The organism is Wenyingzhuangia sp. IMCC45533, assembly GCF_054111225.1.
Genome location: NZ_CM134197.1, coordinates 2,392,024 through 2,411,111 on the forward strand (window position 1 = coordinate 2,392,024; position 19,088 = coordinate 2,411,111).

19 protein-coding genes are annotated in these 19,088 nt (G+C 32.2%); 12 read left to right on the top strand and 7 right to left on the bottom strand.

Annotated elements, in window-relative coordinates; all coding sequences use genetic code 11:
* Nucleotides 1-95 precede the first annotated feature (95 nt).
* Entirely contained in the window at nucleotides 96-2,237 is a 2,142-nt protein-coding gene (locus ACXGQW_RS10655; protein ID WP_457822720.1) for a LysM peptidoglycan-binding domain-containing protein, read from the top strand.
* Here ACXGQW_RS10655 and ACXGQW_RS10660 read toward each other — a convergent pair.
* Nucleotides 2,229-3,227 carry an NAD-dependent epimerase/dehydratase family protein gene (locus tag ACXGQW_RS10660; protein ID WP_457822722.1) on the bottom strand — a complete coding sequence of 333 codons (999 nt, stop codon included), beginning with the start codon at nucleotides 3,225-3,227 and terminating at the stop codon, nucleotides 2,229-2,231. The genes ACXGQW_RS10655 and ACXGQW_RS10660 overlap by 9 nt on opposite strands.
* Before the next feature lie 64 nt (nucleotides 3,228-3,291).
* Here ACXGQW_RS10660 and ACXGQW_RS10665 point away from each other — a divergent pair, with 64 nt between their 5' ends.
* Both ACXGQW_RS10665 and ACXGQW_RS10670 read left to right on the top strand, forming a co-directional pair.
* Entirely contained in the window at nucleotides 3,292-3,864 is a 573-nt protein-coding gene (locus ACXGQW_RS10665; protein WP_457822724.1) for a 5-formyltetrahydrofolate cyclo-ligase, read from the top strand.
* Entirely contained in the window at nucleotides 3,854-4,507 is a 654-nt protein-coding gene (locus ACXGQW_RS10670) for an HD domain-containing protein (protein WP_457822726.1), read from the top strand. The genes ACXGQW_RS10665 and ACXGQW_RS10670 overlap by 11 nt, the downstream gene beginning before the upstream one ends.
* A 127-nt stretch (nucleotides 4,508-4,634) precedes the next feature.
* On the opposite strand, the gene ACXGQW_RS10675 is transcribed toward ACXGQW_RS10670, so the two are convergent.
* Nucleotides 4,635-5,309: an SCO family protein gene (locus ACXGQW_RS10675; protein ID WP_457822728.1), complete on the bottom strand. Its 675-nt coding sequence runs from the start codon at nucleotides 5,307-5,309 to the stop codon at nucleotides 4,635-4,637.
* A gap of 112 nt (nucleotides 5,310-5,421) precedes the next feature.
* On the opposite strand from ACXGQW_RS10675, the gene rseP reads away from it, so the two are divergent.
* From rseP to ACXGQW_RS10705, 6 genes are all read left to right on the top strand, one after another.
* Nucleotides 5,422-6,750 carry an RIP metalloprotease RseP gene (rseP, locus tag ACXGQW_RS10680; protein WP_457822730.1) on the top strand — a complete coding sequence of 443 codons (1,329 nt, stop codon included), beginning with the start codon at nucleotides 5,422-5,424 and terminating at the stop codon, nucleotides 6,748-6,750.
* Nucleotides 6,751-6,866: 116 nt separating this feature from the next.
* Nucleotides 6,867-8,708: a cation:proton antiporter gene (locus ACXGQW_RS10685; protein WP_457822732.1), complete on the top strand. Its 1,842-nt coding sequence runs from the start codon at nucleotides 6,867-6,869 to the stop codon at nucleotides 8,706-8,708.
* Between the two features lie 95 nt (nucleotides 8,709-8,803).
* Complete coding sequence (locus ACXGQW_RS10690) at nucleotides 8,804-9,346, top strand: 30S ribosomal protein S16 (protein WP_457822734.1); 543 nt, start codon at nucleotides 8,804-8,806, stop codon at nucleotides 9,344-9,346.
* A gap of 17 nt (nucleotides 9,347-9,363) precedes the next feature.
* On the top strand, nucleotides 9,364-9,891 hold the full coding sequence (gene rimM, locus ACXGQW_RS10695) for a ribosome maturation factor RimM (protein ID WP_457822736.1): 528 nt from the start codon (nucleotides 9,364-9,366) through the stop codon (nucleotides 9,889-9,891).
* Between the two features lie 89 nt (nucleotides 9,892-9,980).
* A complete protein-coding gene (locus ACXGQW_RS10700) occupies nucleotides 9,981-10,631 on the top strand; it encodes a tRNA1(Val) (adenine(37)-N6)-methyltransferase (RefSeq protein WP_457822738.1) in 651 nt (216 codons plus the stop codon).
* Nucleotides 10,631-11,014, top strand: a complete 384-nt coding sequence (locus ACXGQW_RS10705) for a DUF423 domain-containing protein (RefSeq protein ID WP_457822740.1) — start codon at nucleotides 10,631-10,633, stop codon at nucleotides 11,012-11,014. The genes ACXGQW_RS10700 and ACXGQW_RS10705 overlap by 1 nt, the downstream gene beginning before the upstream one ends.
* A gap of 15 nt (nucleotides 11,015-11,029) precedes the next feature.
* Here the strand turns inward: ACXGQW_RS10705 and ACXGQW_RS10710 are convergent, their stop codons facing one another.
* The 3 genes from ACXGQW_RS10710 to ACXGQW_RS10720 are packed head-to-tail and all read right to left on the bottom strand — an operon-like array spanning nucleotide 11,030 to nucleotide 13,459.
* On the bottom strand, nucleotides 11,030-11,395 hold the full coding sequence (locus tag ACXGQW_RS10710) for a DUF4296 domain-containing protein (protein ID WP_457822742.1): 366 nt from the start codon (nucleotides 11,393-11,395) through the stop codon (nucleotides 11,030-11,032).
* Between the two features lie 3 nt (nucleotides 11,396-11,398).
* Nucleotides 11,399-12,736 (bottom strand): dihydroorotase, encoded by a 1,338-nt coding sequence (locus ACXGQW_RS10715; protein WP_457822744.1) that lies wholly within the window; start codon nucleotides 12,734-12,736, stop codon nucleotides 11,399-11,401.
* 3 nt (nucleotides 12,737-12,739) lie between these two features.
* The gene (locus ACXGQW_RS10720; RefSeq protein ID WP_457822746.1) at nucleotides 12,740-13,459 is read right to left on the bottom strand and encodes a polyprenol monophosphomannose synthase; all 720 of its coding nucleotides are present in this window, start codon (nucleotides 13,457-13,459) and stop codon (nucleotides 12,740-12,742) included.
* An 84-nt stretch (nucleotides 13,460-13,543) separates the two neighbouring features.
* Here ACXGQW_RS10720 and ACXGQW_RS10725 point away from each other — a divergent pair, with 84 nt between their 5' ends.
* The 3 genes from ACXGQW_RS10725 (at nucleotide 13,544) to ACXGQW_RS10735 (ending at nucleotide 15,608) form a co-directional block, all read left to right on the top strand.
* On the top strand, nucleotides 13,544-14,200 hold the full coding sequence (locus ACXGQW_RS10725; RefSeq protein ID WP_457822748.1) for a DUF4271 domain-containing protein: 657 nt from the start codon (nucleotides 13,544-13,546) through the stop codon (nucleotides 14,198-14,200).
* A gap of 7 nt (nucleotides 14,201-14,207) precedes the next feature.
* Nucleotides 14,208-14,957, top strand: coding sequence for a uroporphyrinogen-III synthase (locus ACXGQW_RS10730; RefSeq protein WP_457822750.1), 750 nt, complete (start codon nucleotides 14,208-14,210; stop codon nucleotides 14,955-14,957).
* 75 nt (nucleotides 14,958-15,032) lie between these two features.
* Nucleotides 15,033-15,608, top strand: coding sequence for a DUF3109 family protein (locus tag ACXGQW_RS10735; RefSeq protein ID WP_457822752.1), 576 nt, complete (start codon nucleotides 15,033-15,035; stop codon nucleotides 15,606-15,608).
* Between the two features lie 80 nt (nucleotides 15,609-15,688).
* Here the strand turns inward: ACXGQW_RS10735 and ACXGQW_RS10740 are convergent, their stop codons facing one another.
* Both ACXGQW_RS10740 and ACXGQW_RS10745 read right to left on the bottom strand, forming a co-directional pair.
* Entirely contained in the window at nucleotides 15,689-17,404 is a 1,716-nt protein-coding gene (locus ACXGQW_RS10740; RefSeq protein WP_457822754.1) for a ribonucleoside-diphosphate reductase subunit alpha, read from the bottom strand.
* 26 nt (nucleotides 17,405-17,430) lie between these two features.
* The gene (locus tag ACXGQW_RS10745) at nucleotides 17,431-18,702 is read right to left on the bottom strand and encodes a ribonucleotide-diphosphate reductase subunit beta (protein WP_457822756.1); all 1,272 of its coding nucleotides are present in this window, start codon (nucleotides 18,700-18,702) and stop codon (nucleotides 17,431-17,433) included.
* Between the last annotated feature and the right edge of the window lie 386 nt (nucleotides 18,703-19,088).

Here is a 19,088-nt window from a genome sequence, read left to right on the forward strand (position 1 = left end):
ACAATTAAATTAAAAATGTTGGTTAATTAGTAAAATCAGTAGTTAGTATTTTGGTATAATATATGTAATATTGTGTTTCGTAAACAATTCTTAATATGACAAAAATATTCAGAACAATCGCTGTTCTTTTTTTAATCCTAAGCTTCTCTGTTTCAGCACAGAATGTAAAAGATTATACAAGTAAAAAAGGAGAGACTTTAAAGGAAATTGCAGATAAGTTTGGGGTGAGTTATTTAAGTTTGATAAAGTTAAATAAAGGGGTGTCTAAAAGGCCTAAAGCCAACACGCTTATAAAAATTCCTGAGAATATTTTTGTAAAACCAAAGCATCCTATAGACTACAGAGCGGATGAAAAAAGCGACTTAACGTTTGTAAAAGAAAAAGATTCGTTAAAAGTGCATAAAGTACAAGCGAAGGAAACTTTGTATAGTCTTTCTAAGTTGTACAACGTTTCAATGTCTGATTTAATTAAGAAAAACACATTTTTATCTCAGGAAGGTTTAAAAATAGGACAAGAATTAATAATTCCTATAGTTGCAGTTCAGCAAACAAAAGATGCTCAGAATAAGGTTAGGTTACACAATGTTAAAGAGAAAGAAACACTTTACTCTATAGCCAAAAAGTACGGAGTAACTATTGACGAAATCAAAGAGAAGAATGTAACAGTTTTAATGGATGGTGTAAAGGCAGGTAGTGTGCTTGAGATTCCTCTGAAAAAAAACACAGAAAATCGAGAAAATAACAGTCAAGGGCATCAAATTGTTAAGGGAGAGACTTTATATGGAATCTCTAGAAAGTACGGAATCAGTATTCCAGAATTATTAAGTGTAAATAAAACTGTTGTTGTTGATAGTTTGTCTGTGGGTACCATCTTAAATTTACCCAACAAGGTTTTAGTGAACGCTAAAACGAGTAATACAGTTCCTATATATGTTCAAAAACCTGTAAAATACCGTTACAACGCTCATGAAAATCTAAATACTCTTTTAAAGGAATTGGAGATAAGTAAAGATTCATTAAAATCTCTAAACCCATCACTAGATTCAATTCTTAATTACGGTGGAGAATTGCTAATAGGGTTCAAAAAAGAGCACTTGTTGTTTGAGTCAAACAAAACTTTTAAGGATTCTATTGTAAAAGATAAAGAGGTTAATTTGGTACTCATGTTACCTTTCGATTTTAAAACGATTGATACCCTCTCTGCAACTACCTTGTTTTCTAGTGTAAAAGGTTTACCTAGTATGGTGGCAGACTTTTATATGGGAGTAGAAATAGCTGTCGATTCTTTAAAAAAACAAGGAGTTGATATTAATTTTACAGTAGTGGATACCGAAAAATCAGTAGATTCTATTCGAAATAAAATCGAGCAAATAAGGGCATTTCGTCCTAGCGTAATTGTAGGTCCATTATATACGGATAACGTTGCCTTTGTGGCTTCAACTTTTCCAGAGACTTCTGTTTATTATCCTATTTATTCAAAAAATCAAAAATTGTTAACGGCAAAAAGCATTGTAAAAACAGCGACTGATAGAAGTCTTTTTGTACAACAAATGGAGGCTTACATTAAAGAGAATAGAAAAGGAGAACATTTATTAATTGTAGGTTTAGATAAAAATGTAAAGTATTTAAAAGAATTAAAAAACAAGTTAATCAAACGAGATAGTTTGGGTGCTGCACTTGATAATGACGTAACTGTTCTATCACTACCAAAAGAATATGTAGCTAAAGAGGAGTTTTTGTCTCACATAAAAATGGAAAAGGACAATTGGATTTTGATAGCAGAGAATAGTAATGCTATTGCTGCGGGTGTTTTTAATAATTCAAAATTAATTCCTAAAGATTCTGTATTAGACACCCCTGTAAGAATATTGTCATTTGAGAAATCTAACTATGCAGAAGATAATATGTTGTTTCAAAAATTGGCTGAATACCGTTACACATATGCCACGGATCAGGTAGAATACGAAATGTTATTGAATCGTAATTTTGATAAGAATTACTTAAATAAAAATGGATCTTTTCCCACTCAATTTTCATCGAGAGGTTTTTCAGTTACTTATGATGCTGTGCTCAGATTCTTAAAGCAAGGACAAGATGATACTTTTAAAGCTGCACAAAGAGGACAACAAGCTTTTGACTACGAAGTAGCGGATACGATTAAAAACAAAAATCAAGCGGTATTTATCAACGCAATAGAAAACAAACAAGGGGTGCTTAAAATTATCCGATTAAGATAGTTTTGAAGCGATGTTCTCAACAGTAATATCAAAAGGGGTGTAGTTAAAATCTATGCTCTCTTTTATTTTACTACCCTCGTAGTATTTTTTCTTGTGAGCAGATTTTGTACTGTATTTGCTTATTCCCATATCTATTGTTTTAAAGCTGATCCACTTAAGCAGTATGTTTACTCTCCAAGCTATTTCGGTAACGTATTTTGAAGCTTTTTTTGATGGAGCCGGAACTCCCAATTTATTTGCAATTAAACTCAATATGTTTTTGTAGTTCATATTGTCACTAACCAATATAAATCGTTCTCCGCTAACACTACTATTCATCAACATTACCATAGCATTAACAACATCTTTAACACCTACCACCCCGGTCACTCCTTCTGTATAGTAAGAAAACCCTTTTTTTATTTTTACAAATAATTTGCTCGTGTTGTACTTCCAATTTCCAAATCCAAAAATTACTCCAGGGTTTACAATAACAACCTCTAGTCCTTCTTGCGATCCTCTCCAAACCTCCATTTCTGCTCCAAATTTAGAAAGACTATAATCGCTATGATCTCCTTCAGGATTCCAGTCGCAACTCTCATCAATTAATTTTTGGCCTGGCTTTTCTGCTAAGGTGGCGATAGAACTTACATAACAAAGTTTTTGTATGCGATTTTCGATACAAAGATTAACGATATTAGCGGTTCCTTCAATATTAATTTTTCTTAATTGATGATGATCTTTAGTGTTGAATGATACCATAGCGGCAGCGTGGTATACGTGAGTTATATCTTCAAAAGCAATTTCTAATTCAGGAATGTTAGTCACATCTGCTTTTCTCCATATAATTCTATGATAGAGAGACGTGTCTCCATAAAGATTAAAAATATCGAAAGTCGTTTTTTGGTTATCTTCATTTCTGTAAATAGCAACTATTTTATTATTTGTTGCGCATAACTTATAAAGTAAATGAGCCCCAACCAATCCTGTACCTCCTGTAACTAATATCATAGCTTAAAATTAATCATTTTCGGGAGATTTTAATTGTTAATTTAGCTTTTCAAAGTTTTTTAAAATGAATAAAAAAGAGCTCAGAAAAAAGTATAAAACTTTAAGAGGTTTGCTCAATGATAACGAGATAGAAGATAAAAGTATCCAAATAACAAATCAATTACTAAAATTAAAGGTGTGGAATGATACTTATTATCACCTTTTTTTGAGTATAACAGAACAAAAAGAAATAGATACAGAACATATATTAAGTGTTCTGTTTGCTAAGAGTAAAGAAGTAGTAGTTTCTAAATCTGACTTTAAGACCAACACTCTCACTCATTTTTTATTAACAGAAAACACAAAATTAGCTAAAAACATCTATGGTATTCCAGAGCCACAAAACGGCTTGCCTGTACCGGAAAATATGATAGACGTTGTGTTTATTCCTCTTTTGGCTTTTGATATCAAAGGAAACAGAGTTGGATATGGAAAAGGTTTTTACGATGATTTTTTAAAAAAATGTAAAGAGACTACTGTAAAAGTAGGACTTTCTTTTTTTGAAGCAGAAGAGAAAATTAATGAGGTGTCTAAACAAGATATTCCTTTAGATTACTGCATCACTCCAAATAAAATTTACACGTTCAATGAAAGATAGCCAGATTATAGAAAACACCATCAATTTTGTAAAGATTACACTAAAGGAAGCTGAGGGCGGCCACGATTGGTTTCATATAGAAAGAGTGTATAAAAACACTTTGCTCATTGCACAAACAGAAAAGTGCGATTTACTAGTGGTATCCTTAGCAGCACTACTACACGATATAGCAGACTCTAAATTCCATGAGGGCGACGAAGAGATAGGGCCTCAAACAGCTAGAAATTTTTTAGAGTCTTTAAATGTAAAGAAATCAGTAATTAACCACGTGGTAAAAATTATAGAAAACGTTTCTTTCAAAGGAGGTAAAGAGCTAAAAACGTTTACTTCCAAAGAATTAGAGGTTGTTCAAGATGCCGATAGGCTAGATGCTATTGGAGCTATAGGTATAGCAAGAGCTTTTAGTTATGGAGGTTACAAAAACAGGGGATTATACGACCCTGATATTGCTCCTGATATGAATATGACCAAAGAGGAATATAAAAACAGTACGGCTCCGACTATTAACCATTTTTACGAAAAACTTTTATTATTGAAGGAAAAAATGAATACTCCCACGGGTCAAAAAATTGCAAGCCGAAGACATGAATTTATGAACCAGTACTTACAACAATTTTACGATGAATGGAATGGTTTGCTGTAAGCAGCCATACTAAAATTCGACTATAGAGCTGTTGAGGTTAGTAGCTCAGCGTTTTCATAGCAATTTTTCTCCCCTTTTGCACAATAGATGCAAAAGGGGAGTTTATTTACAGCATAAATTTGAGACTTTATTTAGCTTCTGCTAAAAGAATTTTAATATCTTCAATTAATTGATTTACTTCTTCTGTATCCGTACCATCGTAAAAACCTCTAATTCGTTTCTTTTGATCAATTAACACAAACTGCTCGGTATGTATAAAGTCTTGCATGCCACCATCACCCTCATCCAACACAGAAAAATAGTTTTTTCTAGCCAAGCGATAAATCATCTTTTTGTTTCCGGTAGTGATGTGCCACTTGCCAGAAATAGCTCCATGAGAAATTGCGTATTCTTTTAATACAGGCACGCTATCCATTGTAGGGGTGACAGAATGGGATAAGAATTTAATTTGAGAGTTATCCATATAATGATTCTGAATCGTAGCCATATTTACAGACATCACAGGACATATAGTTCCACATCTAGTAAAGAAAAAATCTGCCACGTAAATTTTGTCTTCAAAATTGGCAGGAGTCACTATATTTCCATCCTGATCTATCAAACTAAAATCCCCAATAACATGGTTTTTAGATTGGTTTAACATACTGTCATCCACCAAACGAGGATTTATATCTATAGGATTGTATATTGGCAAAGATTTTGCTTTGCTGTTGAGATGATATAGATAAGAAATAATCACAACTGACAATACACCCATGGCAATAAAGGTGTATTTAGATTTTGCAAAGAAATTTTGGCTCATGCTAAAGATTTATTCAAAGTTACAAAGCATTTTAGAAACTTTGCCTAAAAAAAGATGAACACATAATTAAAGTTGTACATTTGTTCGACTTAAAAAAGAATTACTTTATTACATGGGAAATTTAATTATTGCAGGGCAGTTTTTATTAAGCCTTTCTTTATTGATTGTTTTACACGAATTAGGGCACTTTATCCCCGCTAAACTTTTCAAAACTAAAGTTGAAAAGTTTTATTTATTTTTTGATTACAAATTTTCTTTGTTTAAAAAGAAAATTGGAGAAACTGTTTACGGTATAGGTTGGATTCCTTTAGGAGGTTATGTAAAAATAGCTGGAATGATTGATGAAAGCATGGATACTGAACAGATGAAACAACCAGCCAAACCATGGGAGTTTAGATCTAAACCCGCTTGGCAGAGATTGATTATTATGCTTGGGGGAGTTATTGTGAACTTTATTTTAGGTTTTTTAATCTATATCATGATTTTTTCTGTTTGGGGAGAAGAAGTAGTAGGACCTAGAGGTGTGAAGAATGGTTTTGCAGTAAACGACTACTTTGAACAGTATGGTTTTAGAAATGGAGATACCTTTTTAAGTGTAGACGGTAAACCTGTAGAAAACGTATCGAAAGTAAGCAAACAATTATTTCTAAGAGATGTAAAAACTATTGAAGTTTTACATGCCAACGGTGAGAAAGAAGTTTTGTCTATTCCAAAAAACATTGGAAAAGAAATGTGGAAACAAAATATTATGGATCCATTTACTCCGTTATTTCCAGCAGTAATTGACTCTGTAATTCAAAACACACCAGCCTACAAGTCTGGTTTTATGAAAAATGACAAAGTCGTATTTGTAAATGGAGAAGCTACTCCTTACTGGTCAGATTTTACTTCTAAAATACAAGCAGCTCAAGACAAACCTATCAAAGTTGTTGTTGAGAGAAATAGTTCTTTAGTCACGCTTACAGTTACTCCAGAAAATAATAAAATTGGAGTTGCTCCGCACTTAGATGCGGAAGATATTTTTGAGATTGAGCAAAAGAAATACTCTTTAGGGGAGAGTATTTCAAAAGGTTCCTCAGCAGCTTATTGGACTTTAAAGGACTACATAGCACAATTTAAGTATGTATTTACTAAAAAAGGGGCCTCGAGTATGGGAGGATTTATTTCTATAGCTAAAATTTTTAAACCTGTTTGGGATTGGAAAGTTTTTTGGGCAAATACAGCATTTTTGTCAATCATGTTAGGTTTTATGAATTTATTACCAATTCCAGCTTTAGATGGAGGACATGTAGTATTTACCTTATATGAAATGATTACAGGAAGAAAACCTGGAGACAAATTTTTAGAATATGCACAAATTACAGGTTTTGTATTGTTATTATCTTTATTGGCATTTGCAAACGGTAACGATATTTATAAATTAATTTCAGGTTGGTTTTAAAAAACCAACAATCAATCTACAAAAGAGCTGTTCTTAATATTTTTAAGAACAGCTCTTTTTTTTATGAAATAGATGTAAATTCGTTATTTTAAAACTTATTTAGTAATACAACAAGTATGGTAGAGTTAGCAGGAATTATTATTATTGGAATTATAGCTCAGTGGGCTGCGTGGAAGTTTAAGTTGCCTGCAATTTTACCTTTAATATTAGTAGGACTATTCGTAGGACCTATTTCCACACTAATTTCAGAAAACGGAACCAAATGGATTGAACCTGTTTGGAACGGTGAGAAGGGGCTGTTTGCAGGCGAAAGCCTTTTTTACTTTGTGTCCCTAGCCATTAGTATTATTCTCTTTGAGGGAGGGCTAACGCTTAAGAAAAAAGAAGTCCTAAATGTGGGACCATCTATTCTTAGATTAATTACCGTAGGTTCTCTAGTTACCTTTTTTGGAGCTGGTATTACGGTACATTACTTATTTCAACTGAGCTGGTCTATCTCATTTTTATTTTCATCATTAATTATAGTTACAGGTCCTACGGTAATTACACCTATTCTAAGAAATATCCGTTTAAAGAGAGATGTGTCTGCCATTTTAAAATGGGAGGGAATTTTAATAGATCCTATTGGAGCCTTAGTAGCTGTATTAGTATTTGAATTTATAAGTGTGGGTAACACGGATGATTTTACCCAAACAGCTATCATAGAGTTTGGTAAAATAGTGTTGTTTGGTTTTACCTTTGGTTTCACTTTTGCCCACGCATTTAATTTTGTGCTAAAAAGAAAAATGTTGCCAAAATACTTGTTAAATGTATTTACACTAGCTTATGTTTTAGGGGTTTTTGTGTTGTCAGACTCTTTTGCACACGAATCTGGTTTGTTATCTGTAGTAGTTATGGGAATGGTATTGGGTAATATTGATGTACCTTATCTAAAAGAAATTATAGATTTTAAAGAGTCTCTAAGTGTTTTGTTAATTTCTATTCTGTTTATATTACTTTCCGCGAATATGAACTTAAAAGATTTTGACCTGATTAATAATTGGCAAACATTGGCATTATTCGGAATCATCATTTTTGTAATTAGACCCGTGGGTGTTTTTCTAAGCATCAGAAATTCAGGTTTAAATTTTAATGAGAAAGCTTTTATCAGTTGGGTAGGGCCTAGGGGGATAGTGGCAGCAGGTATTGCTTCACTTTTCGGTTTAAAACTGGTGTCTAGTGGAGAGCCAGGAGCAGAATATATTACTCCTCTAGTTTTTGTCATTGTGTTAGGAACGGTATTGTTAAACGCGACAACTGCTAGGTTTTTGGCTAGATTGTTAGGAGTTTACATCAGATCTTCAGACGGAATATTGATAGTTGGTGCTTCGGAGGTAGCTAGAATCATTGCCAAATATTTAGAAGAAAATAACCGACACGTGGTTGTTATAGATAATAATGAAGATAAAATTAAATTAGCGCAAGAAGAAGGTTTGAACGCAGAAGTTGTAGATGTATTTTCTGATGACATCGCTAATAATATTGAGTATACAGATATTGGCTATATGTTAGCCTTAACAGGAAGTAAAAAAGTAAACATGCACGCAATCAATAATTTTACTAAGCGAATTGATAAATCTGCTGCGTTCAGATTTGTATCAGAAACGGAACTAAAACTAGGTAAAAGAGATGATGATAGTAACTTTTTGTCTTTGTATGATGATTTTATCAAGTTTAGTGAGTTAATTAGAATCTATCCTCAAATTAACGAAATAGAGATTGAGTCACGAGAAGATTTTATAGAAAAGAATAGGGTTTTAACTGAAACAGAAGATACAATTCCATTGTTCGTAGCCGATGAAAAAGGAGAAATATACGTAATTTCAGCAGCAAACGACAGCATTACTATTGGTAAGGATTGTAAACTAGTATACATAGGAAAACCTTTGGTTGAAAACCAAGTAGTTAACAAAGCGTAAAATGTTTAGATATTTAACGAGATAGAATATAATAATTGTATATTTGCACCTCAAAAATTAATAACGTAGGTCGTGAACCTACACAATTTTAAATTATGTCAGTAAAAATTAGATTACAAAGACACGGTAAAAAAGGAAAACCTTTTTACTACGTAGTAGCTGCAGATGCACGTTCAAAAAGAGATGGTAAATTTTTAGAAAAATTAGGAACTTACAATCCAAACCACAATCCAGCAATCATTGAATTAGATGTTGATGCTTCTGTAAAATGGTTGAACAACGGTGCACAACCAACAGATACTGCTAAAACTATTTTATCTACAAAAGGTGTTTTGTTAAAGAAGCACTTACAAGGAGGGGTAACTAAAGGAGCTTTAACAGAAGAGCAAGCAGAGGCTAAATTCCAAGAATGGGTAGCGTCTAAAGAAGCTGCTATTCAAGCTAAAAAAGACGGTTTAACTGCTGAGCAAGCGGCTGAAAAGGCTAAAACATTAGAAGCTGAAAAAGCAGTAAATGAAGCTCGTATCAACGCTGCAAAAGAAGCTGAAGAAGCTTTATTAGCTGAAGCAAAAGCTGCTGAAGAAGTTGCATCAGAGGAAACTGCTGAAGAAGAAACTAAGGAAGAAGCTGCTGAGTAATTTCTAACATCGATTTTATGCATAAAAAAGATTGTTTTTATTTAGGTAAAATCGTTAGAAAGCACAGTTTTAAGGGAGAGGTAGTCATCAAGCTAGATACTGATGAACCTTCACTTTACCAAAATATGGAATCAGTCTTTGTCGAACACGGCAAAGATTTGATTCCTTTTTTTATTGAAGAAAGTTTACTGCAAAAAGGAAATCAATTACGTGTTCGTTTTGAAACTGTAGACACAGAACAGGATGCGGATGCCATTATGAATTCAGGCATATACTTACCGCTTGAGTTTTTACCTAAACTCACTGGAAATAAGTTTTATTTTCATGAAGTTATAGGTTTTACAGCTGTAGATTTAAACTATGGTGAATTTGGTACGGTTACTGGAATAAATGATAGTACTGCGCAAGCTTTATTCGAAATAGACAACAACGGAAATCCTGTGTTGGTTCCCATGATTGATGAATTTATCAAAGAAATTGATCGAAAGGGAAAAAGAGTGGTTTTAGAAACTCCTCCAGGTTTAATAGATATGTATTTATCTTAACTTCTTAAAATAACATTTGTATTTTTACCTAGTCACAAAATCAGATGTTTAAATTCAAAAAATTTTCAATTGTACAAGACAAGTCGGCTATGAAAGTAGGTACTGACGGTGTGTTATTGGGTGCTTGGACTCCTGTAAAAAATATGGATACTATTTTGGATATTGGCACTGGGACTGGTTTAATATCTTTAATGTTAGCTCAAAGAAATCAATCGGCAAATATTGACGCTCTAGAAATAGATCAAGATGCATGTAAAGAAGCCAATCTTAATTTTAGAAATTCAGACTGGTCAGAAAGATTGTCGTTGTTTCAAAAGCCCTTAGCGTCCTATCAAACAGAGAATAAGTACGACTTAATTGTATCTAATCCACCTTATTATACAGATACTTTTAAAAGTGAAGCCTCTAAGAGAACTTTGGCTAGACACGTAGGCAACTTGACTTTTGATGTACTTTTAAAGTGTACTGAACGACTTTTGAAAGCAAATGGTATTTGCTCTTTTATTTTACCCAATAAAGAGGAACAGCAGTTTTTAGAAAAGGCTTATAAAGTAGGATTGTATCCTTCTAAAATTACTAGAGTAAGGGGAAGAAAAGACTTGGAAATAAAGAGGACATTATTATTGCTGACTAGAGAGAGAAGAGACTGTTGTTGTGATGAATTGGTGATAGAGATAGATAGACATCTATATACAAAAGAATATATTTCTTTAACAAAGGATTTTTATATAAAAATGTAATGAAAAAATATACAGTATTTGCTGCTTTTAGTGGAGCAACATCAGTTGCACTAGGGGCTTTTGGTGCCCATGGCTTAAAAGAGGTTTTAACATCAGCTATGTTAAATAGCTTTTTAACGGGAATAAGATATCAAGTTATACATAGTTTGCTGATATTAATTATTGTTTCGTTACCAGTTTTGAGTATCTCTAATAAAAAAACAATTAGTTTATTACTATCAATTGGGATCGTACTTTTTTCGGGTTCTATTTATTTGTTAACCTTAGGTTTGGTGCCATCTGCTTATGTTTGGTTTGTAACTCCCGTTGGAGGTTTATTGTTATTAGCAGCATGGTTGTTATTGGCAATAAGTTTATTAAAGCAAAAGAACGATACTTTTTAAGGTATCGCTCTTTTATTAGGGTGTCTGTTTTGCTTTAAGCTCTTTAGATTTTGCATTGAGTTGCTCTTCAACCTTTATTTTCACTTGTTTTAAAATTTCCTCATTCAAACCAATATCTGAACTGTAATATTTTAAACTTTCGTTAAAGCTCAGAGAGTCTATATTGTACTTCTTGTAAATTAACGCATGGTAATTAACGCGTTTCTCACCATTTACGTTTACTGAGTTTTTAGCAGAGGTGGATAGATAGGTGTCTGTCAAAACATCAATCATCATCTCTTTAGGAATCAGATTCTCTGGTTTTTTTATGATAGTATTGCTATTACAGCCTACAACTGCAAGTATAATAACGATAGAAAATTTGTAAAAGAGTTTATTCATAAATTATCTGTTAAAAGTAATACGCTTACCTTTTGTTTGGTCATCAAAGTTCCCATTATCATAAATTAAATTTCCGTTGACAAATGTGTGCGTAATGGTATTATTAAATCGAGTACCCTCAAAAGGACTCCAACCACACTTATAAAGAATATTTTCTTTGGTAACTGTCCATCTCTTGCCTGGATCAATTAATACTAAGTCGGCATAATACCCTTCTTTAACATATCCTCTTTTTTCAATATCAAATAAAATAGCTGGATTATGACACATTTTTTCTACCACCTTTTCAATTGTAATTTTTCCTTCATCAACAAAACTCATCATAGCAGGAATAGCGTGTTGTACCAAAGGTCCACCACTTGGTGCTTTTGTATAAGTGTTTTGTTTTTCTTCTAAAGTATGCGGAGCATGGTCTGTGGCGATAACGTCAATTCTATCATCTAGCAAAGCGCTCCATAAAGCATCTCTGTCATTTTTGGTTTTTACAGCAGGATTCCATTTGATAAAAGTTCCCTTTTCATCATATTGATCACTAGTAAAAGTTAAGTGGTGAATACAAACTTCGGCTGTAATTTTTTTGTCTTTTAATGGAATATCGTTTGTAAACAACTCCATTTCTTTAGCTGTAGACAAGTGAAAAACATGAAGCCTGGCACCTGTTTTTTTTGCCAATTCAATGGCTTTAGAAGATGAAATATAACAAGCTTCTGCGCTTCTAATAATAGGATGTTGATTGATAGGAATATCTTCACCAAATTCTTCCAAAGCAACTTTCATGTTATCTTTAATAGTTTGCTCATCTTCGCAATGAGTAGAAATCACCATGTTGGTAGAGGAAAATATTTTTTCCAAAACCTCAGGATTATCTACCAGCATATTTCCTGTAGAAGATCCTAGAAATAATTTGATACCAGCAACTTTTTTAGGATCTGTTTTTAACAATTCGTCTAAATTGTCATTGGTACCTCCAAACATAAAAGAATAGTTTACGTACGAGTCTTTAGAAGCAATTTTAAACTTATCCTCTAACAATTCCTGCGTGGTTGCTTGGGGAACCGTGTTTGGCATTTCTATAAACGTTGTAATTCCACCAGCAGCAGCAGCTTTACTTTCTGTAGCGATGTTCGCTTTATGGGTAAGTCCAGGTTCTCTAAAATGCACTTGATCATCTATGGCTCCAGGAATTAAGATTTTTCCTTTAGCTTCTATAATGGTAGCACTTTTAGGAATTTTAATGTTTTTTGCAATGGTTTTAATCATTTCGTTTTCAATTAAAACATCTCTTTTAAAAGATTTTCCTTCATTTATAATTGTAGCACCTTTAATAACAGTACATCCCATAATTTATTTTTTTGTTAGTCCTTTAAATTTCATTTTAATTACTCCAAACACAGCTTCGCTGATAATGGAACCATCTAACTTGGAAGTTCCTTTAGTTCTATCTGTGAATATAATTGGTATTTCTTTGATTTTGAATTGATGCAACCAAGCCTTAAATTTCATTTCTATTTGAAAAGCATAACCTGTAAATCTAATCTGACTTAAATCAATGGTGTCTAGCACACTTTTACGATAACAAATAAAACCTGCAGTAGTATCAAAAATAGGCATTCCAGTAATAAGCTTAACATATTTTGATGCGAGGTAAGACAGCATTAGTCTTTTAAAATCCCAGTTGATAACATTAATTTTATTATTGATGTATCTAGAACCTACAACCAAATCGTTGCCACTTTTGCAAGCCTCTAATAATCTTGGTAAATCCTTTGGATTGTGAGAAAAATCAGCATCCATTTCAATAATAAACTCAAAATCTTGTGACAAAGCCCATTTAAAACCGTGAATATAAGCTTTACCAAGTCCTTTATTTTTAACTCTAATTTCTAAATGTAAGTTTAAATATTGCTTTTTTAGAATTTGTATTTTATCAATAGTACCATCCGTAGAGCTATCATCAACAATAAGAATATGATAGTCTTTATTAATACCAAACACTTTGTGGATAATAAAGTCGATATTTTCGACTTCATTAAGTGTAGGGATAATAATTAATGCTTTGCTCATACAAGATATTTAAAACCTCAAATTTACATTTTTTTATTCCTAATTTTGCATCAATATTAATGCAGCTGTAGACAAAAATAAATGATGAATATTGAGATAAGGGAACCCTATTATAACAACGTGGCAACGGCACTATTGTTTTTACCTATTTTGTTTATCTTTTTTATGTGTTTGTTAGATTTGAGAAGGTCCAAACTTTTTTTTAATACCTTTTTTTCAAACAAGTACTTTTATGCCTATCCAGTAGATTTGTCTTCCTTTGTTTCGCTCTATAATTTGTTTGTGTTTGGGTTTATATCTACTACGTTTAGTCTATTTCTAATGTTGATTTTGTATTCGGATATAGAAGTTTATACACTAACTTTAAATTTGTACGTCAAAATATTTCTGATGGTTTTAGCCTACTCAATTCTAAAGTTTTTGGGAGGAAAACTGTATTCATATTTTTTTAGATTTTCAAATCTACATAAACAAATGTTATCGCTGGAAACTAGTTACTTAGCTTCCTTGTTAATGTTAGTTTTTCCTTTATTTGGATATGCAATTTTACAATTGAACCATCATAATTTTACATGTAATATTATGGTGTTGAGCGTTTTATTTTTATATTGCTTTAGGTTAGGAAAGCTTATTTGGAATAATAAAAACCTCCTTTCTGGTCAGGTTTTATATATAATTTTGTATCTTTGCACTCTAGAAATATTTCCGTTTATATATTTTTTTAAACGTTATACAGAGTAAGAAAAAGATGAAAGTAAAGACTATACTAGTTTCGCAACCAGAGCCAAAATCAGACCAACAATCTCCATTTTCAATTTTATCGGAAAAACAAAAAGTAAAAGTAGATTTTAGATCTTTTATACATGTTGAAGGTTTGACTGTACGTGATGTTAGAAATCAAAAAATTGACTTAAGTAAGTATTCAGCGATTATATTGACCAGTAGAAATGCTGTAGATCATTTTTTTAGAATTGCTGAGGAAATGAGATACAAAGTGCCAAATGAACTAAAATATTTTTGTCAATCGGAAGCTGTAGCTTACTATTTACAAAAATACGTAGTATACAGAAAGCGTAAAATTTACGTAGGTAAGAGATCTTTTCCAGAGTTGTGTGAGGTAATAAAAAAGCATAAGTCAGAAAAGTTTTTATTGCCATCTTCGGATAAACTAAAACCTTCTATTCCAGAGGCTTTAAACGATATGGGATTGGAGTGGAAAAGAGCAGATTTGTATAGAACCGTAACAAGTGATCTTTCCGATCTAGAGAACGTTTTTTACGATGTGTTGGTTTTCTTTAGTCCTTCAGGAATTCATTCTTTATTCAAGAATTTCCCAGAATTTAAGCAAAACAATACGAGAATAGCAGTATATGGTAATTCTACAGTAAACGCTGCTACTGAGGCTGGTTTAAAAGTAGATATTTCTGCTCCGTCTCCAGAAACTCCTTCTATGACCATGGCGATAGAGAAGTATATTAAAGAGGTTAATAAAAAATAAAATATTATTTTTGTTTTTAAAATAATACAAAAGAGTCTATAAAATTTATAGACTCTTTTTTTATCGCTATTTATTATGTTTCAAATAGGTAAAACAATTGTTTCTGAAGATGTGTTACAAAAAGATTTTGTTTGTAATATATCAGCATGCAAAGGTGAATGTTGTGTAGCAGGTGATGCAGGTGCTCCAGTTTTAGAAGAAGAAATAGATAAACTAAATGAGGTTTACCCAAAAATAAAGCACACTTTACGAGCCCGAGGTGTAGAAGAAATTGAAAAGCACGGCACTTACTCCACCAACGAGTTTGGAGAACATGAAACCACATTAGTAAATGATAAAGAATGTGCTTTTGTGACTTTTGATAAAAACGGAATTACATCTTGTGGGATTGAGCAAGCATATAATAAAGGAATTATCGATTGGAAAAAACCGATATCATGCCATTTGTACCCAGTCCGTGTACAAGATTACTCCGAGTTTGCAGCAGTAAATTATCATCATTGGGATATTTGTGATGATGCATGCACTTTAGGTAACGAACTGAAAGTTCCTGTTTACAAATTTTTGAAGAATGCCCTAATTCTTAGGTTTGGTGAAAACTGGTATATGGAATTAGAAAAAGTAGCCGAAGAATGGAAAAAACAAAAATAAAATTGACTATTTAATAACACAAAGGCTCAAAAATTAATTTTGAGCCTTTGTGTTTTTATTTGATTGAAGTCCTATTGAGATTAACCTTCACAACTAGTACATTCTTTTTTCTGCTTAAACTGTTGAGCAGCATTCATACTGTGTTGGTAATAAAGAGATTTTACTCCTAGTTGCCATGCAGTAGTATGTATTTTGTTTAAATCCTTAACAGGCATTTCTGGATGTACCATAATATTTAAAGACTGTCCTTGGTCTATGTGGTTTTGTCTATTTGCAGCTTGATAAATAATAGCTAACTGATCTAGTTCAGCATACGTTTTAAAAACCTCTTTCTCGTGATCTGATAAACATTCTAAGTGTTGTACAGAACCATCTCTATCTCTAATACTTTTCCAAATATCTTTCGTGTTTTGTCCTTTGCTTTCTAGCAATTCTTCTAAGTATTTGTTCTTGATAGTTGTCTTGACCTTTGCGATATCTTTTACGTAACAATTAGACCAAATAGGTTCTATTCCTTGAGAAACTTGCCCTAAAATAAAAGCAGAAGAGGTAGTAGGGGCAATTGCATTTAAGGTAGTGTTTCTACGACCATATCCCTTTAATACTTTTGGTTCTCCGTACAATTTTGCCAACTCCTCAGAAGCAGCATAAGATTTCTCTTTGATTAATTTAAAAATTTTAGAATTGTAATCATAAGCCTCAGCAGAATCAAAAGCTAAATTTTTAGATTGTAAGAAAGAATGCCATCCTAATACTCCCAAACCTAATGCTCTGTTTTCCTTAGAAAAATTATAAGCTTTTTCCATAAAATGGAATACCAAACGATCGTCCTTATCTGGAGAATCCCTATAATCTTCTAATTTAGAAATAAACTCTTCTAAAACGGCATCTAAAAAGTATACCATAGTCTCTACAGCATCTGTGTCTTTCCATTTGTCGTAGTGTAAAATGTTAACAGAAGATAATACACATACAAAAGACCAGTCTTCGTTGGTAGGTAACATAATTTCAGAACAAAGGTTACTTCCATATATCCTGTGATTGTTGTCCTTATAAACGTCTACAGTATTTTCGTTTGCGTTGTCTTTAAAGAAAATATAAGGGTAACCTATTTCACATCTTCTTTGTAAAACTTTTGCCCATAGTGATCTTTTTTCATCATCACCTTCAATCATTTCTTTCATCCATTCGCTTCCCACACAAACACCATGCGTTAACTCTTGGATAGGATTTCCTTCTGTACCAATTTCTAAAAACTCTTCAATATCAGCGTGGTCAATATCCAAATAAGGAGCAAACCTACCTCTACGAACAGATCCTTGACTTACCACATCTACCATAGTTTCGAACAGTTGCATCATGTGTACTGCTCCAGAAGATTTTCCGTTGTTTTTAATGGATGATCCACGAGGTCTTAATTTACCAAAATAACCAGAAGTACCTCCACCTAACTTAGACATCATCCCTGCTTCGGACTGCGTATATAAAATATCTCCTATATCATCTGCCACATGAGAACCAAAACAGCTAATAGGTAGTCCTCTTTTTTTACCAAAGTTAGACCATACGGGTGAAGCTAAGGAGTAAAAACCTTGAGACATGTATCCGTAAAATTTGTCAGCGAATCCGTCAATTTTCAAAATCTTTTCTGCGTGTTCAGCAATTTCTCTAATTCTTCCTTTAGGAGTTACTCCATCTAAAAGATAACCAGAATTTAAAAAGTTTTGACTGTGCTCGGTAAGCCATTCAAAGTCTTGTGTTTGTTTTACGTTTGTTTGTGTGTCGTTTGCTGTCATTTTCTGTGTAGGTGTTATGTGGTGGCTTAAAATAAATCGTCTTTGGTAATACTTCTTGTTCTTTTACTGTAATTGATAGATCTTTTTACAAAAAAGTCTCCGTGTTTGGTACCAATAATTTCATCATTAAACCACTCTGTTTGCTCTAACAAGCTTTCATCAATCTTAAATATTTTTTGGATACCAATACTTTCTAATGATTTGTTAAAACGGTCTTTAATAAATTCGTTAATAACATCAACAGGCAAAAAGTCTAATTCTCCTTTTTCAAAAATCCAATTAATAATTCCACTTTCGGTTTGGTAAGCTTCTGCACAAGTTAACTGTATAATTTGCGTAAAATCTTCATTAAACCAATCTGGATTTTCATCTTTGATAATTTTGATCAAATCAATTCCAAAATCTCCGTGTATTTGTTCTTCTTTGGATGTAGCTTCTACTACATTAGAAATACCCTTTAACATATTTTTATGTTTGTTAAAGGCCATAATGATTAAAAATTGAGAGAACAACGATACGTGTTCTATAAACAAAGAGAATAAAAGAATAGCTTCTGAATACTCTTTATTATCGTTACTTTTAGCGTTTTTTAAAGATTTTTCTAAATAATGAATTCTCTTCATTATTTTAGGATTCTTTTTTAGGTTGCTAAATTCGTCATTTAAACCTAAAATTTCTAAAAGGTGAGAATAAGCATCGTGATGTCTTACTTCACTTTCTGCAAAAGTTGAACCTACAGATCCAATTTCTGGTTTTGGAAGTTTGTTATGAATTTCTCCCCAAAAACTTTTAACAGCAACCTCTATTTGAGAAATGGCCAACATAGTGTTTTTAATCGCATTTCTTTCTACGGGATTTAATCTCGATTTAAAGTCTTGCACATCACTAGTAAAATTAAATTCTGTATGAATCCAATAAGAATGTCTAATGGCATCTACATATTCTATAAGCTCTGGATACTCATAAGGTTTTAGGTTGATACGTTTTTCAAATACGTTTTTCTTCCTTTTCCTTTTTTGCTCATTTCTATATAAAATATAAGCTTTTGCAACCTCTAAAAATTCACTGTGCATCAACTCGGCCTCAACAACATCTTGAATCTCTTCTACCGTAGGAACGTAATATTTTGTAGTTTCAGACTTATGGTTTATTTTTGCTAAAACACTTAAAGCTACGTTATTAGCCTCGTCTAAGGTTCCTTGTCCTACAGATTTCATAGCTGCATAAATAGCATTACTAATTTTATGTAATTTAAAATCGGTAGAGGTATAATCCCTCTTAATAACTTTCGAAATCATATCAGCGGTGTTTTTGTTTGATATAAAATTATGCAATTATTAAATCCATTTTTGAAGCTTTTTTTTTAGTTATCGACAACTTTATTGACAATTTTGTTAAAAAGATTTGCCAAAAAAATAGGTTAGATTTTAGTAAATATTACTAACGTCATTTTACCGACATATTCAATATAAATAAGCCTAATTTGCAATTCGAATCCATATAGTTTTATCGAATTTTTGAAAATCAAATTTTGCTAAATTCATCATTATCGTATTCAAGATGTTGATATCAATAGGGAAAAACAAAAATTTACAAAAGCATATTTCGGATAAAAATATGTTAACACTAAAAACAAATACACTCTCTATAAAATAACAAGTATAAAATGATAGATAACAAGAAC

Coding starts and splice junctions, on each gene's coding strand:
- rseP (WP_457822730.1), top strand. CDS start 5,422: ATGGGAAATTTAATTATTGCAGGGCAGTTTTTATTAAGCCTTTCTTTA.
- ACXGQW_RS10665 (WP_457822724.1), top strand. CDS start 3,292: ATGAATAAAAAAGAGCTCAGAAAAAAGTATAAAACTTTAAGAGGTTTG.
- ACXGQW_RS10715 (WP_457822744.1), bottom strand. CDS start 12,736: ATGGGATGTACTGTTATTAAAGGTGCTACAATTATAAATGAAGGAAAA.
- ACXGQW_RS10660 (WP_457822722.1), bottom strand. CDS start 3,227: ATGATATTAGTTACAGGAGGTACAGGATTGGTTGGGGCTCATTTACTT.
- ACXGQW_RS10700 (WP_457822738.1), top strand. CDS start 9,981: ATGAAAGTAGGTACTGACGGTGTGTTATTGGGTGCTTGGACTCCTGTA.
- ACXGQW_RS10745 (WP_457822756.1), bottom strand. CDS start 18,702: ATGATTTCGAAAGTTATTAAGAGGGATTATACCTCTACCGATTTTAAA.
- ACXGQW_RS10655 (WP_457822720.1), top strand. CDS start 96: ATGACAAAAATATTCAGAACAATCGCTGTTCTTTTTTTAATCCTAAGC.
- ACXGQW_RS10740 (WP_457822754.1), bottom strand. CDS start 17,404: ATGACAGCAAACGACACACAAACAAACGTAAAACAAACACAAGACTTT.
- ACXGQW_RS10725 (WP_457822748.1), top strand. CDS start 13,544: ATGAATATTGAGATAAGGGAACCCTATTATAACAACGTGGCAACGGCA.
- ACXGQW_RS10685 (WP_457822732.1), top strand. CDS start 6,867: ATGGTAGAGTTAGCAGGAATTATTATTATTGGAATTATAGCTCAGTGG.
- ACXGQW_RS10690 (WP_457822734.1), top strand. CDS start 8,804: ATGTCAGTAAAAATTAGATTACAAAGACACGGTAAAAAAGGAAAACCT.
- ACXGQW_RS10730 (WP_457822750.1), top strand. CDS start 14,208: ATGAAAGTAAAGACTATACTAGTTTCGCAACCAGAGCCAAAATCAGAC.
- ACXGQW_RS10670 (WP_457822726.1), top strand. CDS start 3,854: ATGAAAGATAGCCAGATTATAGAAAACACCATCAATTTTGTAAAGATT.
- ACXGQW_RS10720 (WP_457822746.1), bottom strand. CDS start 13,459: ATGAGCAAAGCATTAATTATTATCCCTACACTTAATGAAGTCGAAAAT.
- ACXGQW_RS10710 (WP_457822742.1), bottom strand. CDS start 11,395: ATGAATAAACTCTTTTACAAATTTTCTATCGTTATTATACTTGCAGTT.
- ACXGQW_RS10735 (WP_457822752.1), top strand. CDS start 15,033: ATGTTTCAAATAGGTAAAACAATTGTTTCTGAAGATGTGTTACAAAAA.
- ACXGQW_RS10705 (WP_457822740.1), top strand. CDS start 10,631: ATGAAAAAATATACAGTATTTGCTGCTTTTAGTGGAGCAACATCAGTT.
- rimM (WP_457822736.1), top strand. CDS start 9,364: ATGCATAAAAAAGATTGTTTTTATTTAGGTAAAATCGTTAGAAAGCAC.
- ACXGQW_RS10675 (WP_457822728.1), bottom strand. CDS start 5,309: ATGAGCCAAAATTTCTTTGCAAAATCTAAATACACCTTTATTGCCATG.